The organism is Methyloceanibacter stevinii, assembly GCF_001723355.1.
Lineage (GTDB): Bacteria > Pseudomonadota > Alphaproteobacteria > Rhizobiales > Methyloligellaceae > Methyloceanibacter > Methyloceanibacter stevinii.
On the sequence record NZ_LPWE01000013.1, the window covers coordinates 240,950 to 257,961 of the forward strand.

Below are 17,012 nucleotides of genomic sequence, written 5' to 3' on the forward strand. Positions count from 1 at the left end.
CCTCATGAATGGAGGAGGAACTGGAAAGAGCGACATCAAGCTATTCACTGTGAGCGGCGATACAGTCCGTAAACTCACCGGGACCACCGACATTGTTGAGAAATCCGTTCAGACGTTTTTTGAAGGCGGTGTTTGTGCCGGAAGCTGCAACCTCGCCGAACGATGGTGTCGAGGCACAATGAGTGACTTGACCAAACGTTCGGACCAAAACCGTTCTCTCGCGCTCTAGCGCAAAGGTCCTCTGCATAATCTTTGGGGATTACGGCGCAGGCTAGGCTGAGGCCATAACGCGGAGCGGCCTGAACCCGCCCCGAACCAAGTGGTCACTTGTAGCAGCGAGGACGTTTGCAAGCGTTGCGGGCAGATCCCTCTTTCGCAGACCTGGTTGGACAGCTATGAACTCGAATTCTATCTTTGCCGGAGTAGCTTCATCTAAAAGCCGCTCTAAGAACGCGACATCGCCCTTAATGAACTGATGAGCGCCGATTCCCTGCGTAAATCGTCTGCGAATGTTTTTTAGGAGTCGCTGCTTGAGTGCCCAAGTCACGGACTTAACCGCCTGGCCCGCAATCTCATAAACGTCGTCTACCCGATGTCCGGGCGCGGCTCCGGTTGCGCCTTTGCAGTGGTAGAATTGGATTAACAGCCTCTCGTCCTGTTCTTCTATCGCTATGAAGTCTGCGATCTCGCCGCTACCGTGATCGTAATACACAACGGTGTGGCCGCTTTCACGAAGGCGATTCCCCAAACCCTCATGGATGGAAACCATGCCATCTTTAGCTGCTCCAAACTCCCGACATATATCGACTCCAGCTGCCGCCCAGTCGATTGGTTCTATCAGCGCCTCTTCGAGTGGCGCCGCGTCGTCTGTTTGTGGCTTCAGTAGGTTGGAGCCTTGAAGCAATGCCAGATCGCTCGTGTATAAGTAGGGAATGATCCCATTCAGATAGTCAATCAAAGGCGTCGCGCTGTGCTCTTGCTCTACGAACGCCTCAGGTTCTGTGGTGCTTGCTGGCTCAAAGAAGCGATCGGTCTCGAAAGAGAAGGTCGTTTCGTATCGAAATCCGCTCTGATGCCGTAAGACCAACATGACAGTCTGTTCGTCAGATCGAGCGGCATCTACGTCAAGATCGAAATCGAGCAGTTGCGCTCTTGTCTCTCTTTCCGCGATTTTGAAGCTAATGATGGGTGTAGTGCGGTACACGCTCACCGGCCAATCTACGCCGATTATTCCGAGGGGCAGCTCACTGATCTCCTCACCGACGTCCAAGTAGTCCAGACCGGACCCTGTTACTGGTACACGATCACTCGCAATCCGCCTCGCAAGCTTTTCACACCACGCGATAAGGCCAGGCAGCTTGGAGCTCGTATTGCTCCAAATCTTGGACGCACTGCTCAGTCCTATTGTGACAAGCCCACCATCATCAGATGCCCGCCCAAAAACATGTCCTCTATGATACAAGCGACCATCGCTTTTCAGGATAGCTTTGTCCGCATTGGAACCGGTGATGATCCGATAGGATTCGGTTGTGCTGGACGCTACGCGGTTTCTCATTCCGACATTAAAAAACTCTGGTGTGGAAAGATCGTTCAGGGCTCGATTTAGTCGTACGAGCGGCAATGGACGAGGGTTAGCTGCTTGAAATCCAGCAACGAGTTGCTCATACAAACCCTCGGACCGACGGGAAGCGCAGATGAACAACAAGCCCGTTTCCACGTGCTGATAAAAGATAAACAGGTCTGGCTGCACAATCGACAGGCGATCGTCTGTTGTCCATCTCGGTAGACTTATCTCACGTGTGATATAGACGGCCGCATTGTGGGCCTCGCTAAAACTTTCGTAGACAGCCTGCAACGGCTGGGGAAAAACCAAGGGCGTAGTGAGATCGATCGTCTGATCGAGCTGGTACAGCTTAACGTGATAATAAGGCTCGAGCACGAAGAGCGACAGATCCTCCAGATCCTGTGTGCTCAATTCGCCAACCTCGAATGACTCCAATACTTCACGCGTCTCGGCTTCCTCTCGGACACGAGTTGCACTCAAATTCTGGACCATGTCCTGCCAAACGGCGCGAGTGTCGTATAAGCGCTCTGCTTCAATCTCGATTTCCGATGGGATTGCCAAAAACGTTGCCGGCCCGATATCTTCGCCAACAGTTCTGGCGAATCTGCCAATGAATTGAAGGGTCACAGCCAAAGAACGATGCGGAGAATGAATGGCAGCGATCTTAAGACTAGGAAAATTGAAGCCCTCTCCCAGCATATTGACGCATACGATCCCGTCGAGCTGACCGCCTTGTAAGTCGGCGATTACCTTATTGATGTATCGTAGCGATTTGTCACCGGTGACAATCCGAAGCTGCAAGCCCGTATGGACTCTGTAAAGCTCCAGAAGCTCTGTCGCTCGCTTCCTGCTATCAGTTCGCACCATGACATGGTGCCTAAATCCGGCCTCGCGATCGACAGCCAACTGACGCTCAGTGGCGAGGGCGATCGCTATATCGTGATTCTCGCCACCCGTTGGAGTGACCGGCTGATACGTGATTTCTCCGAACACGCCGTCTTCAAAAGCGCGTCGAAGATCATAAGCAAAAATAAATCGGCCTCGAATCTCTTTCTGATCCTGACGAAACGGCGTTGCTGTAAAAAGCAGCCGCTTAGCCTGTGGGAAATGATCAAGAACCCGTTGCCACGTCCTAGCTGGACTGTGGTGGGCCTCGTCAACAAGAACGAGGTCAAAAAGATCCGCCGCTGGTTCGGGGATTTCAGGATACTCGGGGCTTAGACTTGGGACCGTACCGACGACCACGTCATAGTCCCGCAAAGCTTCCCATTCCTCGGCCGTTGTGATGCGCTTCTTTGTGCTTGTTACTCGTGGCGACGGAACTGCATCTCCGACTGCACCCGCTTCACGCAATGTCGCTAGTGTACTGACTTCTTCAGCGATCTGCTCACGTACAAGCCGGCCCGGCGCAAGGATAAGCACACGAGTGGCCCGCAACACAAAGGCCGTCGAAATCAGTACCGCAGTTTTTCCGGATCCTGTCGGCATCGTGATAATGCCAGGATCGGTTCGCATCGCGAAGTGAGATCCAGCAGCGTGGATAGCGCCCAGCTGGGCGCTTCGAAAGCCGGTTCCATCGCCGATTTTAAGCGGATAGCGGAATGAATCATAGTTGTCAGAAAAATAGCCCATCCAATAAGCATAAAGGCGATTCTAGGTAGCAAAAAAGATACATTCTCGCTTTGGCTGTGCAGAACCAATTTCAGCGCCTCGAGGCCTTATGAAAACGATCATCGCAGAATGGGGTCACAGTGCCGCCGTCCAGATTCCGGCCGCGGTGGTTTTTCACGCACGAAGTTCATTATTGCCCCCGTCGCTTTGGGACCGGCCGTTCTTCATGCCAATCGACGCCTGGGAGCGCTCGCAATGCGGTTGCTGATGGATGGCGACAGGCCTCAATTTCGCCGACAGAGCGATAGATAATTTTGGTCTGGCGCATCACAAAGGAACAGCCTCCGAGTGGTAGCTCCTTGGTAGCTAGATAGGCAGATCGGCCGGATACGCAAAACACTAAACGACTGGAAATATTGATAAATTCGGCGATAATTCGAGGCTGGTGCCTTTAGTTGGTCATCTCAGAAAATCATTTCTGGTAAATAAGTCATTAACATCAACAACTTATGAATTTCAGTAGGATCGATAGATTCAGGGGTTTTCCTAAAAAAAATCAAGCGCGGCCTTGTCAATCAACGGGTACGATTTCGGCACTTTTCGAAAAGTTGGTAGCTATATGGTAGCTACGGGAGAGCCAATAATCGAGGCGATCGAGCAGTGACAGAAGGCCATGCGGCCCGAAGAATAGCTGGCCGGTGCTAAGTTCAACCGAAGAGGTTGGTAGGTGACGAAAAATCAAGAGAACCAGACAGCCAAACGCCAGGGTTGCGACCGCCAGGTGTATCGTGCAGGTGCAATTCCACGTGAACTGATGGAATTGCTGGAGCATGCAAAAGCGGGGGATGCGGCTGCAGCCTACGACGATGAGTTGGATGTCGGGCAGAACGAGAAGCGAGGTACAGCTCGCCCCGTAGGGCAAGGACACCGCCTCTAGGCCGTGTACTCATGAACAGGCGTCGGTTGAACCGATGGGGAAAAATGTCTGCTTCGCCCCCAGCACCGGACGTGGGGTGATTCCCCTCAAAGAGTCCTCCAAGTGCCATCAGTGGACGTTCCGTTGTAGTTCGGTCAACACAGCTTTCAGTCTTTCTCACATCAGGCGCTGCAGACCACCTCAAGCTCAATTCCAATTGTTTGCTTTAGGTAAGCGGCCGCGGCGCCCAGAACTACCGATTGTTCTCTGGTCAGCTTCGACTTGGAAAGACCGGGTTGGACGATCAATACGGCCGGGCGTACCTCCTGGAACCTTGATGACCGTTGGAATGCGACAAGCTGTGGCGGCGCACCGTGAAGATAGCTGGTCCGCCCAGGCGTGGGCTTGTGTCGTCTTTCCCGCAGTTGCAGGTGTCTGACAAGCTCTTTGAATCTCCCAGGCCAGCGAGCAGATCTCACTGCTTGAGATGCGACTTCGACTACGTCGGCAACTCTGGCACCCGGAATCTCGCTGCCTGAGAACTTGCAATGGACGAGAACTAGACGGATGAACCCGTCATCATGCTTCATGCAGATCAGGTCCGCGATTTCGTTGGGTCCGTCATCATCGAAGACCAAGGAGAATCCGGCATTGATGAAATTCTGTGCCACCGACCACTGGATAGAGTCCAAGCGCCTCGCGCCGTCTTTCCAGAGGGATTCCTTGGTAATATCGACCGATGACCAGTCCCACGGCTCCAGTCGGTCGCTTGGAATCTCAACCGTGCCTGCGTCCTCCGCTCGAAGCAGGATATTTCCATCAAGCTCGGAGAGGTCGACAAACCGAATGAGTGGAGGATAGTCGCCGAAGAATGCCGCCAGATCGGATTCCTTCGAACCGATTACAATCTTCGGTGTCCCGTAGAGGCTCTCGATTGTAAAGCCTGCTCTCCCCTCTACACGCATGCGAAACTGGCCAACCGGCGTATCCCGTTCGCCGGCTGTGACTTCAAACTCTACGACACCGTCGACGGGCTTGGCGTTTGTGAATTTTATGTCTGAGTCCAGGAAATCAAATTCGCGGCCGGGGATCCGAATTGAGATTTGATCCTCTGACCTTCCCAGCAGTTCAACAGGCCATTCGATGCTTAAGATGCCGGCGTCTGGCAACCTCTCCGCATAGTCGGGGATGAGGACGTTGGCGATAATGTCTTTGGTGCTAATGGTGGGATCAACAAGCTTCTCGCCGACGCCGTGTGCCCATTTGATGAACTTCGGGATTGTACCAGCGGCCTTGGACCAGACGCGGCCCTTGTACGAGCAGCCGATTGTGATCTGTTTGCCATCCTCCCAACCATAGCCGCTAATATTGGACTTTCGGGATCCCTTCTTCTCCGTCTCGCTTAGTGCCTGCCGGACGTCGACGCCTGTATACATGGCGAAGCTTAGATTCCGCCGTCCGTGCTTGGTGACGCCGAGATTGTTGAAGACAAGGCGCCCAATCCGGCCGAGCGGCCGAAACATCTCTTCACCGCTCATGCGTTCTTGGGCGCCAACGGCATCAGCTAAAGCGCCGTGATCTGATGCTTTGTCGGTAGAGGCCAAATATAGCAGCCGGGTCGCCTGGTCGTGATGAAGGACAAAGAGGTGCCATTCAAGCTGTCGCATCTCTTGGCTATTCGACCATCTTACCGTCTCGCGGAGTCGAACGGCGAAGTAGAGGGTGTGCTCGGGTTCGTTAAGCCAAACGTCAACAAGCTCGTACCGATCGGGGAGCCCCTGGAAAAAGCGCTTAGGATGAAACTTAGCGCATCGGTAAAACAGCGTACTGAAAACAGGACGAAGCGAACTTGGCGATATGCGGTCCTCGCTATGGCTTTTGCTCTCGTCGAAACTCCGGGAATTCTCCAGAAACTTGAGAAACTCTGCGTGCTCATGCGCGGCCTCGGAACTGAATTCGCGCAGCAACAAGTTCCAATCCGCGTCTCGCTATACAGCCGCTCGAGGGCGTGGGAATTGAAGGCACGGCAATGTTGGCGACCACACTCGCATTGCCGAGGTCGCCATCTCCGCCGCGAGTGATGCGGCCTACGAACTGCAGGAGTACTGCTAGGCTCTGATGGAGGTCGTGAACAGCCGCAATTTTTAGCTGAGGGATATCTATGCCCTCACCAAGCATGTTCACGCAGACAACGATCTTGGCCTCTCCGCTACGCACCTTGGCGACACGCTCGTCGTTGTCCTCGATATCCGAATGAATCAGAATGGGCTTCAAGTCGGCAGCGATACGCTCGTAAATCTCGCAGACTGACTCCGCACGGTCCTTCCGGCCGCATCGCGCAATAACCTGATGGGGGAGTCCCTTCGCGATATCTTCACGGAGTCGGCCGACCGCGACTTTGGCAATTTCTTCGTCGCCGGCATCGAAATCCACTTTGTAGACCGGCAGGAATTCGATTTTCTGAAAGTACCCATCCGCCTGCGCTTGCTTTAGTGGATAGGAGTAGATGACCTTGCCATCCACCAATTCGCCATCGCCGCGAAACGGCGTGGCCGTGAATTGCAGGACCTTCTTGTCATTGAAAGACTGCCTCAGTATCTGCCATGTCGATGCCTTTACGTGATGTGCCTCATCGACAACGAGCACGTCCATGATGCCCGCAATTCTATCCAGGAAGTTCGTGGCTGTGCCGCCCGAGAGGGATGAGACGACACCAACGACGACATTGCAGTCCTTGAACAGTTGCAGCTCTGCCTCGTTCTTGGGCCGGCGGCGGGCAATGCCAACAACTGGATTGGCAATCGAATTTGGGACGACACCAAGCGATCTCAGTTTCCCGAGACTGCGGAATTTTCCAGCTATCTGCGACCGGAGGGCTTTGCTGGGAACCGCCACGAGCAGCTTGTTGATCCGCTGCGCAACGAGAATGGCCAACATCGTTTCAGTTTTGCCCGTCCCGGTCGGCATCACAATTGTTGCCGGCGTACTGGACAGACTCCAATGCGCGCCAACCGCATGAAGCGCTCCAAGTTGTGGTGCCCTCAACCCCTCCTCGGGAAGGCCTGTGTCGTCTCTTGAGTGATAACTGAAACTGTCTTTCCAAGTTGCCGAGACGCTCTTTGTTCCCAGGGTCTGCTTGGCTCGTTCAATCTCGACATGGCTCAGCCATTCGTACACGCCGGGGCAGGTGCCTCGAAGGATTCCGTCGATGCCCACTGGCAATGCGAGCTTCTTTCGCTCTGTGACGATTATGCGCTCTCCGTTGCTGAGCAGCAGGCAGCGTTCTTTGACTCTCGGAGAGACCTGAATCTCATACTCCCGTTCAACGCACGCCTTTTCACCAGGCCGCAGTAGCTGAACGGCTTCTCCGATGTCGTACTTGATGGGTCCGAGTACGAGCTCGGGAAGGTCAATCTCAAGCCTGTCCAGCGCGAGGCGCATCTGCCCGGATCCGCTTACCATGGTTCGGTCCTGTGTTTTTGCGGCAGGTTTTCCGGCATGTAGGTTCCGGCTTTGATGCGATCGAAGACCGATTGATGAATGAGCGAGTTCTCGGGGATCGAGCGCGACGCGCCACCGTAAATTTTGAGGCGGAGTTTCCATTTGTCTTCCGGATCCCGGTAGGTCCGCGGCAGATACTCGACAGGCCACCACCAACCGGTCAACGAGTCATGTAGTCGGGGGCTGCCTATGGACGGTCGGCCGAGCCCCACTAGTCGCTGCAAACGAGCTTGATCGACCAGTAGATTGGGCATTGCCTCCCTGATCATCCAGTCCAATGCGATATTTGATGGACCGGACTCACTCTCAGAATGTCCCCCGCCGACGTCTGAATGGGTGCCGGCAAACCAGACCTGCTTGATGTCCTGGAAGCTTCGGCCTTTGCCCCATAGATGCTGACGAAAAAATGCTCTGCGCTCATCGATCGCAATTGCGTGGCGTACCGTCTTGACGATTGCGTTATTGGTCGTGAAGGGGAGGCTTACCGGGTCGTAAACCCAGCCCACTGACTTCACTGTGTCCCAAAGGCCCAGGAAGTGAATTGAACAGCGCCTAGAGAAGGCTTTGCGAAATCCGCGATAAATCTCCGGCCGCATCTCGTAACGAAACATCTTGGATGCATAGGGTACGAGGTTGTCGTTACCCGTGTTCAGCAATCCGCACTTTGCGATTAGGGCCGCAATACCCCTGGCAGTGTATGCCCCGCGACTAAATCCAAAAATGAAGACCCTGTCGCCATCCTCAAAGTAGTCCATGAGGTAAGTGTATGCTTCTTCGATATCGCGGAGAATTCCAGCGCCAAAGGCGAGGCCCGCTGCTTTGCTCAGGCGCTTGCCCAATCGCGACCAGACCGTCGGAGCGCTGAGGGTTCCCACGCCTGGATCATAGTACGTGGCTTGCCCATCGCTCTTTTCCAGGACCGAGTAGAGCTTGAGCACGTTGGTGCTGCGCTCTCCGTATTCGTTGCTCGTGCCGTCGCAACAAAGAACAATGTTTTTCGCCACGCCCCGCCGATCGCCTCCTGCCGGATGTCGCTGTCGCAACTTTTGCGGTATTATTATCAGACTACACGCAAATTGATAACGGCCCGGGACCATTTCAATGGCAATAACTTGCGAAGACTGCAGTCCCTATCTGTCTGTAACGTTGCTTCGTGGCTCTGGTGGTCAGACTCCCACGTCGGCTCAGCTGCGGACCGCGATGCGCAAGGTTCTCAAGTTGGCGGCAGCGGCACCCAATAGCCGTGTCTCTTCTCGAGACTTTAAGATGCCCGCCGCTCCGAAAGGTCTGCCGGACGGATTGGATGTCTCCTGGTTTCACTATGAGGAGCGACGATCCCCATCCTGGTGCCCTGGCGCCAACCTTGAGGATCGCACCCACCAGGCGGTCTATATCTTCCGGAAAGCGGACCTGGTCGCAATTTGCTTTTCCGATCCTGCCGCCCGCAATACGGCTGTGCGCGCCATTCGCAGCGCGGAAGCCGCACCGCTTAATCGCCTCAAGCCACTGTCGGCGGCTGAAACTGAGGCCGCCTTTGTTGAGAGCGGCCTGAGAACATTGTGGCTCGGTGGCGCTCACCGGCGCACACCGATCAAAGCAGACTCGAAGGTACTATCCGGGCTCGAACTTGAGTCGGCTCTGGATCCCCTTGAGGATCAGAGCTTCTACTACAGCTCGGTGCGCAGTACCTCGAGCAACAAGGATCTGGCACCAGCCGGGCAGGCCGCAATCGTTGGGGCGAGCCCAAGACAAGCTCGGATATGGCTTGGACCAACGAGATCGTGGGGCGAATTTGCCACCTGTGTCGAGAAGATCCTCGATCATGCTGCAGATAAAACCGGCGGGAAATTGCCGCAAAGGCCCCCCATCCCAATTCTGGCGCGGCCCGTTGACGGTCTGGATGGTGTCAAGGATCCCTACGACATGGCGGTGATTGTGCCAGAACTGAATCTTGCGGAGATAGCCGCTGGCGACGAAGAGGCGCTGGCACTGCAGCAATTCTGCGATGCTGCGAGGTTCAAGGTAGCTGAGTCTACGCAGCCGCCGGGTTTTGAAGCGGAAGTGTTTTGGGACGACGAGAAACTGGGCCGGCTTGGCTACACGTTCGATGTCCGCGAGTCTGGTAGCGTAGCGCTAACTTCCGAGATACTGGAAAAGATCGGAGACGCCGAGCATCAACAGGCCGTGCTCGATCTGTGCTGCAGGCCCGATTATCTCAGTATCTATTTTGACACAGGCCATACCTATGCTCGGGGGCAGTTCTATCGGACGAACTTTCGGGACTTTCCTTTCCCCGGTTGGGACTGGGTCAACATGTCGGAAGAAGGCATAGTGGTTCAGCGGGAAAAGCCACTCGACGATAAGCGTTTCGCAGTGGAGGATGTTGGCAGGGCAGAGGATTTGTCGTTATTCGGGTTCGTGGCGCGTCATTGGCCCAATATCAAAGACAGGGGGCCGGCAACCGGTTGGCTCGTTTGTGATGACGGCTCGATGGAATCGGCCGATTTTATTCACTTTGACGACAGCCAGGAACCGCCCCAGCTAACCCTAATCCATGTGAAGGGTAGCCACTCAGATCGTGCCAATCGCGGTGTCTCGGTCGCGGACTACGAAGTTGTTGTCGGCCAGGCCGTCAAGAATTTACGCCACGTAGACCGGGGGCTCTTGTTGGAAAAACTCAAAGCCAATAGCACAGGGACGCTTAAGGATGCAGTGTGGCTAAACGGCGAACGGCAGGCGAACCGGGAAGGTGTACTGGCAGCGCTAGGTCAAGCTGGCAGCAACATGGAACGTCATGTTGTAGTCTTGCAGCCCAGGGTACGGCGCAGCGTTCATGACAAGATTCGCGAAAAGATATCAGCCGGCGCAGGTACCTCGGACGTTCGCCGGATGCAACAGCTCGATACGCTGCTGCTCGGTGCTCGCGCCGATTGTAGTTCGATTGGCGCTTCCTTCACCGCAATCGGCGAAGACGATACCCTGCCCGCCTAGGCGGCCCTCAGAAACCTCTGAGCCGCTTGGTAGCCAATTGTGGCCGGGTCATTGCCGGCCGATGCCCGCTTAGGGGCAAAAGCTGACCCCATCCGGCTGCAAAGACACGTCTGGTCCGTGCCAAGAGCGGACTTTGCGCGTCTCAGCAAGGATAACCGCAATCCCGGCTACTCGTTTCCCTCTGCCGCAAACTTGGGCGCCGAGCAACGTATTGTCGGGGCGACGTGCCGGTCCAACGCTTGAAGGCGCGCGTGAAATGAGATTGGTCAGAATAGCCAAGCATATGCGCGATTTGTGCTCCCGTAAGCGCATCAGCCAGGACCAATTCGACGGCAGCAGATCGACGAATTTCGTCTACGAGGTCGGTGAATCTAAGACCAGTAGCAGCGAGACGTCGTTGTAGTGTCCTGACGCTTGTGTGGAGCTGCGCTGCCGCGTACGCGATGGCAACGGGCCCATACGGAAGTTCCACCTTTAGCAATTGCACAAGTCGATCGATTACGTCGGCTTGCCGTGGAAGATTCTGTGTCGAAGGCACGCTAGGCGGTGCGTCGGCCCGACCTAACGCATCGGACGCCGCGTCGGTTGCGTCCGAATTCGTCTTGCAAAGTCCTGTCAACGCAGCCATTTGGGCCACCGCAGAGCGAGTGTTTAGGGCAGGAACCTTTAGGGCTTGTAGTTGCTCATTCCGGGACCGGTTTTGTCGTAGATGTTGAAGAACTCGTCCGCCATGATCGTGGCGACGCCCCCTTCAGGCTTTTCGAGATTGTCCTGTTCCAGCTCTACGACACGCACTTTCCAGCCCTTTGGAAGACTTTTGAAACCGGCTTCCCCGGCGGCCATGAACTCTTCGTAGGTGTGCTGCGGCTTTAGGCCCAGCTCGAAGCCTTTCATGATCCATGTGTTGCCATCGGTATCGTCGATGAGCATTACCTTTGTGCCCTTATTCCAATTGATCGCACTCTTCCGAGCGATTGTTTGGGGCTCATATGGCTTGATGGTGTGAATGCTGAGATTTTTGCCCATGTTGAGTTGGGCAGTCCAAGGGGCCTTCAGGCCGCCGAACTCCCGCACCACGCCAACTTCGACTTCGAACCAATCGGGAGTCCACAGTTTGGGGCCATTCAAGGACGCACCCAGAACGCCGTACTGTTCCTTGATCTGGCTCATGTTGAGCCCCGCAACGAGTGACTGCGGAGCGGAATCCTTGTCAGCGGGAATGTCCGGGTTGGCATAGGTGCCGTAGCACTCGGCGACGATGTCTCCCGTTTTTGGATCGATGCCAGCAAGGTACATCTCAATGAATCGCATGAGATGGGAGTTTTCAATTCGCTTGGTCACGGCATGATCGCCATCAGAAAGGACTGCAGGTTCCGGCTCCGCCAGCGCCTTAAGGCACCCCTGCGACAGGCCTGCCAGGTGCTCCGCCATGCAATCCTTGATGCGCCCCTTGCCGGGAACCACTCCGTCGCAGAGCTGCCTAACGTCTCCAACGCACTCTCGGACAACATCGATGCCGTGGTCGAGCTTGTCCCACGTGTCTTCCGCAAAGGCCGGCTGTGCAAGGGCACCCAACGCCGCGATGGCAATCCAAAAGCGGCTCGTGAGACAGACAAGTCCATTGCGGTTCATCACCTATTGCTCCCCTTATTTGCAGGCGGCGCTTGCTACAAATTTCATTGGTCCATCCCTGCGCGGCTCGTTCCTTCCGGACCGAGGAAGGGCTGGCAGCGCTTTGGGGCGCTCGACCGTTGGTTGTCATCGGTATCAGAGAGTGCTAGCAACCGGTTGCTTTTTGAGGACATGCATTCCGCATGGCGAATCCCACTAACCCGGCAATGCAGCGCGCCGCTTCTCTCATGCAGCTGCCCGCGTTGCTGTCAGAATTGGGCGTCCCGCTTGATGTCGTTCTTGCCGGGACGGGTGTTCTGTCCGATGAACTCCGGCCGGACACCTTCATCCCTTACGCGGCTTATCTCGCTATCCTCGACAATGCCGCAGCGAACACGGGACGCGAAGACATCGGCTTGTTACTCGGAAACCGGCAATCCATCGCCGCGCTGGGTCCGCTTGGGCGGGTGATGTGCCATGCGGCGACGCTGGGCGAGGCACTCAGCGAATTCGCAGCCTTCCAGATCGGCAACTCAACCGGCGCCACCGTCTATCTCATGCAGGCGGATCGTGACGTCGTCCTTGGCTATGGCATCTACGACCCAGCAGTCCACGCCTCCGTCCATGTTCATGACGTGGTCGTCGCCGTGGGCTGCAAACTCGTAAAGGAGTTGACGTTGGGTTCCGTCGTGCCGGAGGAGGTGTGGCTCGCTCGTCCCGCACCACAAGACCTTAAGCCTTATCGATCGCTCGGAGGAATGACCGTCCGGTTTGGCCAGAGCCATTCTGGCGTCGTGGTTGGCTCCGCAGGGCTAGCCTGTCGCCTTCCGCAGGGCAACGCGACCCTCCACGAAGCGGCACTGACCGAACTTGCGCCAGACCTCGCGAAGGCCCGAAAGAGTGTGGCGGGGCTCGTGCGGCATGAACTGCGTCATTTGCTTCTCACGAGTCGCGCGCGGATGGACGATGCAGCTGCCCATCTCGGGGTCCACCCGCGTTCTCTCAGGCGCCGGCTCCAGGAAGAGGGGGTGACGTTCGAGGAGTTGAAGGATGAAGTGCGCTACGCGATGGCGCGTGATCTGCTGAGGCTGGGCGCATTAAGTGTAACGGACATCGCAACAACGCTCGACTACTCGTCTGCGAGTTCCTTCGTCCACGCCTTTGGGCGATGGAGCGGCATATCGCCGGCGAAGTGGCGAAAGAAGACGAACAGTCCGGCCAGTGCACCTTCGAACTGATCGGGCCGAGGTCAATTGCACAGCGAAAGTCCGGCACGGGTCGGAAACTGCCCTCGAGGCTACCTAAGGCCATGTCCGCTTTGGGTCAGAAGCAGACATTGCGGCTGAGCGGCCGGCTTGTCCGCTATGTGCCAAAAGCGGACGTCATGGGACACTCGACAATTAGGCGTGGCGGGGTTGCTCAGCCTAAAGATAGAACGAGATTTGGTCCAAGGTCAGCAGCACTTGGAGCGCTGCCTTCTGCGTATATGCGTCGGCCGGCGCCGCACCGTGACCTACTGCGTGCCGCGTCGCATTGATTGCTGAATCACCGAGGGGATCAAAGTCCTCATAGGTGTAGTTTCTCAGGTATACGAGAAACGGCCTTGGGAATAGCAGCGACGCTTCGTCCTGGTTCTTAGTGATGCCCTGCTCAATCGCGAAATCGAGGAGCTTTTCTATTTTGGCGCCGGACCCAACAGCGGCGATCCGTGCATCCCGCAGAACGCCCTCGATTTCCGTCAGCGCCGTCTTTATGCAGCCAACCGAGTCCCCACGCTCGAATGCATTGAGCGCTGATTCCAGCAGACTTCGGCGACTCGCGAAGTGTTCGTTGCGCCACCATCGGTCTGCCATGCACTCGAAACGGGCGCCGTCAAATTTTTCAACTAGCGCCCTTTCCTGAGCCTCGATCTCGAAATCGTGCTTGAACGCGTTCAACAGTGCTTCGAAATCACCACCAATCAGCTCCACAAATGGGAACCATCCAGCACGAACCAACCGCGGGAAGAATGCAGAATCATCGAACGTCTCGTAGATGTTTTGGAATCGCAACAAGCGATACAGGTGGGCGACCGCACACTCCACCTCCTCCTGGTTGGTCTCTCGCTGGTCATCAAGATCGAAGACAATCGCGAACTTCCAACCGACCTTTAGGATCCAGGCGACCTTGTCTGTAGGTGCAATCGTGACACCCATTGGACTCACGTGAGTGATATCCGCTATGTCGGAGAGGAATACTTTTTGGCCTGCGCTGATGTTGCGTTTTGCACGCATTTTTATGCTAACGGCAACGCCATTTGGGTACAGTTCGGCCGCATGGTCCTCATGGACAACCAAGAGAAATCCGCACCAATGATCCGGCACCAGTTCGATGCCCAATGCACGCGCACGCCCAGCCAGGTGGTCGAGTAGTCCCTTCACATACGTGTAAAATTCGGGTTGATCGGACGTGAGCGCTGCATGAGTGAGAACCGCAACGGTCTCTCCGGCGCGCGCGTTCGATGCCGCGAACCCGCTGATTTTTACGTTGGTCAATTTGATCGGTTCTGGACTGTCAACGGGGGGGATCTTCATCTCGTGATTATGTCACCTCAGCCGAAGCTCCAAAAGCGGAGGTGTAGCCAAGCCACCGGGCCGTCTATGATGGCAGAGAATCTCCTAGAGGACGTGCCCCACTGGCACATTCTCACGTCTTTCGTAGTGACAAACGACACGAGGCTTAGAAAAAGTCAGCCCACGCGGCTTCCCCCGCTGTGCCCGGTGAAATGAGGACGCAGCATTTGCCGCGTGGTTGGCTTCAATCTCGCCAGCAACATCTGCCTGCTCCATGAGGGGCTGGGAGAGTGGCGCTGGCCGTTGGAATGAAGCGGTACCAAACCGATGGCGTAATTTGTCAGGCGGAGCGTCCGGAACAGCTCACGAGCGTGCTTCAATCCTATTGGCGTTTCCCCATGCTGTGGCACGCCATTGTGGGGTGGAATTCTTGTTGATAAGAGCAATGCTTCCTATGCTCGTTCCGTCGGAGGTGCCGGCTGGCCAACGTCTAAATCGACTCCGGTTCTTCATGCCAATCGACACCTAGGAGCACTCGCAATGCGGTTGCTCATGGATGGCGATAGGCCTCAATTTCGCCGACAGAGCGAGGGATGATTTTGGGCTGGCGCATCACAAAGGAACTGCCTCCGCGTGGTAGCTACTTGGTAGCTAGATCGGCCGAGAGAGTGGTGACTGAAAATGCTAAGCCACTGAAAGTGTGTATATATTCGGCGCTGAATCGGGCCTTTCTGCTTTAGTTGGTCATCTCGATATCGGCGCGGGAGGGCGTGGGGTCTCCGCTCGGGTGATTGTGGACGAGCACGATGGCCGTAGCCGAGAGCTCCAGCGCCCGCTTCACCACCTCGCGCACATAGACGGGCGTGTGATCCACGGTGCCTTCCTGCTGGATTTCGTCGGCGATGATCTGGTTGCGCTTGTCGAGAAAGAGAATGCGGAATTGCTCCTTCGCCTCGAAGCCCATGGCCGCACGGCAGTAATCCAGCACGCCTTGCCACGACGACAGCACCGGCCGCTCCAGGACTTCGCCGCGCATGAGCCGCAAGGCGGCGGCCCGCACGAGCTTGATCTCCGTCACGGCTGCGTCCCCGAGACCCGGCACTTCGAGCAACAGGTCCTCGGGCGCATTCATGGCCTCTGCGAAGGTGCCGAAACGGGCAAGGATGGCCTTGGCCAAGGGTTTCGTGTCCCGGCGGGGCATGGCCCGGAACAGGACCAGTTCCAGAAGCTCGTAGTCGGGGAGGGACTGCGCGCCGCCTTCGCGGAAACGCTTTCGCAGCCGTTCGCGATGACCGAGATAATGCGGCTTGGCGGCGTCTTGGAACCCAGGGCCTTCTGAGGCCGTTTGGTCGGCGGAGCCAGCCGTATCGTCAGAGCTCAGTTTTTCCTTAGAGCTCATTGGGTGGAGTCCCGGTTGGTCGGCTCTCCGAGCGGCTCACGCTCTAGGCGCGCACGGGTGGACGATCGAGTCCGGCCGGCGACAGGGTGAAAATCTTGCACCCCGTGTCCGTCACGCCGATCGTGTGCTCGTATTGCGCGGACAGCGAGCGGTCGCGTGTCACGGCGGTCCAGCCGTCGGAGAGGATCTTCACGTGCGGCTTGCCGAGATTGATCATGGGCTCGATCGTGAAGAGCATGCCGGGCTTGAGCGGCAGTCCTTCGCCCGGCTCGCCGTAGTGAAGAATGTTCGGCCGGTCGTGGAAAACTTGGCCAAGGCCGTGGCCGCAGAAGTCGCGGACCACGCCGCAGCGCTCGCCTTCCGCATAGGTCTGGATAGCGTGGCCGATATCGCCGGTCGTCGCGCCCGGCTTGACCGCCTCGATGCCGAGCATCAGAGACTTATGGGTCACCTCGAGCAGGCGCTCGGCGGCGCGGGAGATCGCTCCGACCGGATACATGCGGCTGGAATCGCCATGCCAGCCATCGACAATGAGGGTGACATCAATATTGACGATGTCGCCTTCCTTGAGTGCACGCGGGCCCGGAATGCCGTGGCAAACGACGTGATTCACGGAGGTGCAGATGGATTTCGGGAAGCCGCGATAGTTGAGCGGGGCTGGTGTCGCGCCATGGGACGTGGCGAAGTCGAACACCAGATCGTCGAGCGCTTCAGTGGTTACGCCGGGTTCCACGTGCTCGACAAGCATGTCGAGGGCTTCGGCCACGAGCCGTCCCGCCTTCGCCATGCCGGCGAATGCTTCGGGACCATGCAGCTTGATTCTGTTGTCGCGCGTCTGGGCGCGGGCGATTTCTAGTTCGGACATAG

12 protein-coding genes are annotated in these 17,012 nt (G+C 56.5%); 3 read left to right on the forward strand and 9 right to left on the reverse strand.

Annotation, left to right across the window (positions count from 1 at the left end; translation table 11 throughout):
- Window positions 1–271 precede the first annotated feature (271 nt).
- Window positions 272–3,196: a DEAD/DEAH box helicase gene (locus AUC70_RS13265; protein ID WP_083241572.1), complete on the reverse strand. Its 2,925-nt coding sequence runs from the start codon at window positions 3,194–3,196 to the stop codon at window positions 272–274.
- Window positions 3,197–3,902: 706 nt separating this feature from the next.
- Here AUC70_RS13265 and AUC70_RS16870 point away from each other — a divergent pair.
- A complete protein-coding gene (locus tag AUC70_RS16870) occupies window positions 3,903–4,112 on the forward strand; it encodes a hypothetical protein (RefSeq protein ID WP_141702129.1) in 210 nt (69 codons plus the stop codon).
- Between the two features lie 161 nt (window positions 4,113–4,273).
- Here the strand turns inward: AUC70_RS16870 and AUC70_RS13280 are convergent, their stop codons facing one another.
- Genes AUC70_RS13280 through AUC70_RS13290 form a run of 3 tightly spaced genes read right to left on the reverse strand, consistent with a single transcriptional unit; the run spans window position 4,274 to window position 8,596 of the window.
- Window positions 4,274–6,061 carry a hypothetical protein gene (locus AUC70_RS13280; RefSeq protein WP_141702130.1) on the reverse strand — a complete coding sequence of 596 codons (1,788 nt, stop codon included), beginning with the start codon at window positions 6,059–6,061 and terminating at the stop codon, window positions 4,274–4,276.
- Window positions 6,024–7,532: a DEAD/DEAH box helicase gene (locus tag AUC70_RS13285; protein WP_158007457.1), complete on the reverse strand. Its 1,509-nt coding sequence runs from the start codon at window positions 7,530–7,532 to the stop codon at window positions 6,024–6,026. Before AUC70_RS13285 ends, AUC70_RS13280 begins: the two co-directional genes overlap by 38 nt.
- Window positions 7,533–7,546: 14 nt before the next feature.
- The gene (locus tag AUC70_RS13290) at window positions 7,547–8,596 is read right to left on the reverse strand and encodes a T6SS phospholipase effector Tle1-like catalytic domain-containing protein (protein WP_069445293.1); all 1,050 of its coding nucleotides are present in this window, start codon (window positions 8,594–8,596) and stop codon (window positions 7,547–7,549) included.
- Between the two features lie 196 nt (window positions 8,597–8,792).
- On the opposite strand from AUC70_RS13290, the gene AUC70_RS13295 reads away from it, so the two are divergent.
- Complete coding sequence (locus AUC70_RS13295) at window positions 8,793–10,583, forward strand: hypothetical protein (protein ID WP_244505629.1); 1,791 nt, start codon at window positions 8,793–8,795, stop codon at window positions 10,581–10,583.
- A gap of 142 nt (window positions 10,584–10,725) precedes the next feature.
- Here AUC70_RS13295 and AUC70_RS18950 read toward each other — a convergent pair whose 3' ends face one another.
- Window positions 10,726–11,211, reverse strand: a complete 486-nt coding sequence (locus AUC70_RS18950; RefSeq protein ID WP_083241575.1) for a helix-turn-helix domain-containing protein — start codon at window positions 11,209–11,211, stop codon at window positions 10,726–10,728.
- Between the two features lie 38 nt (window positions 11,212–11,249).
- Complete coding sequence (locus tag AUC70_RS13300) at window positions 11,250–12,218, reverse strand: hypothetical protein (protein ID WP_069445295.1); 969 nt, start codon at window positions 12,216–12,218, stop codon at window positions 11,250–11,252.
- Window positions 12,219–12,397: 179 nt separating this feature from the next.
- On the opposite strand from AUC70_RS13300, the gene AUC70_RS13305 reads away from it, so the two are divergent.
- Window positions 12,398–13,432 carry an AraC family transcriptional regulator gene (locus AUC70_RS13305; RefSeq protein WP_083241576.1) on the forward strand — a complete coding sequence of 345 codons (1,035 nt, stop codon included), beginning with the start codon at window positions 12,398–12,400 and terminating at the stop codon, window positions 13,430–13,432.
- A 186-nt stretch (window positions 13,433–13,618) separates the two neighbouring features.
- Here AUC70_RS13305 and AUC70_RS13310 read toward each other — a convergent pair whose 3' ends face one another.
- From AUC70_RS13310 to map, 3 genes are all read right to left on the reverse strand, one after another.
- Entirely contained in the window at window positions 13,619–14,767 is a 1,149-nt protein-coding gene (locus tag AUC70_RS13310; protein WP_069445297.1) for a hypothetical protein, read from the reverse strand.
- 715 nt (window positions 14,768–15,482) lie between these two features.
- Window positions 15,483–16,145: a RadC family protein gene (radC, locus tag AUC70_RS13315; protein WP_083241577.1), complete on the reverse strand. Its 663-nt coding sequence runs from the start codon at window positions 16,143–16,145 to the stop codon at window positions 15,483–15,485.
- A gap of 43 nt (window positions 16,146–16,188) precedes the next feature.
- Entirely contained in the window at window positions 16,189–17,010 is an 822-nt protein-coding gene (gene map / locus AUC70_RS13320) for a type I methionyl aminopeptidase (RefSeq protein WP_069445298.1), read from the reverse strand.
- Window positions 17,011–17,012: the final 2 nt, after the last annotated feature.

Coding starts and splice junctions, on each gene's coding strand:
- AUC70_RS13265 (WP_083241572.1), bottom strand. CDS start 3,196: ATGGGCTATTTTTCTGACAACTATGATTCATTCCGCTATCCGCTTAAA.
- AUC70_RS13285 (WP_158007457.1), bottom strand. CDS start 7,532: ATGCGCCTCGCGCTGGACAGGCTTGAGATTGACCTTCCCGAGCTCGTA.
- AUC70_RS13295 (WP_244505629.1), top strand. CDS start 8,793: ATGCGCAAGGTTCTCAAGTTGGCGGCAGCGGCACCCAATAGCCGTGTC.
- AUC70_RS18950 (WP_083241575.1), bottom strand. CDS start 11,211: ATGGCTGCGTTGACAGGACTTTGCAAGACGAATTCGGACGCAACCGAC.
- AUC70_RS13305 (WP_083241576.1), top strand. CDS start 12,398: ATGGCGAATCCCACTAACCCGGCAATGCAGCGCGCCGCTTCTCTCATG.
- AUC70_RS13310 (WP_069445297.1), bottom strand. CDS start 14,767: ATGAAGATCCCCCCCGTTGACAGTCCAGAACCGATCAAATTGACCAAC.
- radC (WP_083241577.1), bottom strand. CDS start 16,145: ATGAGCTCTAAGGAAAAACTGAGCTCTGACGATACGGCTGGCTCCGCC.
- map (WP_069445298.1), bottom strand. CDS start 17,010: ATGTCCGAACTAGAAATCGCCCGCGCCCAGACGCGCGACAACAGAATC.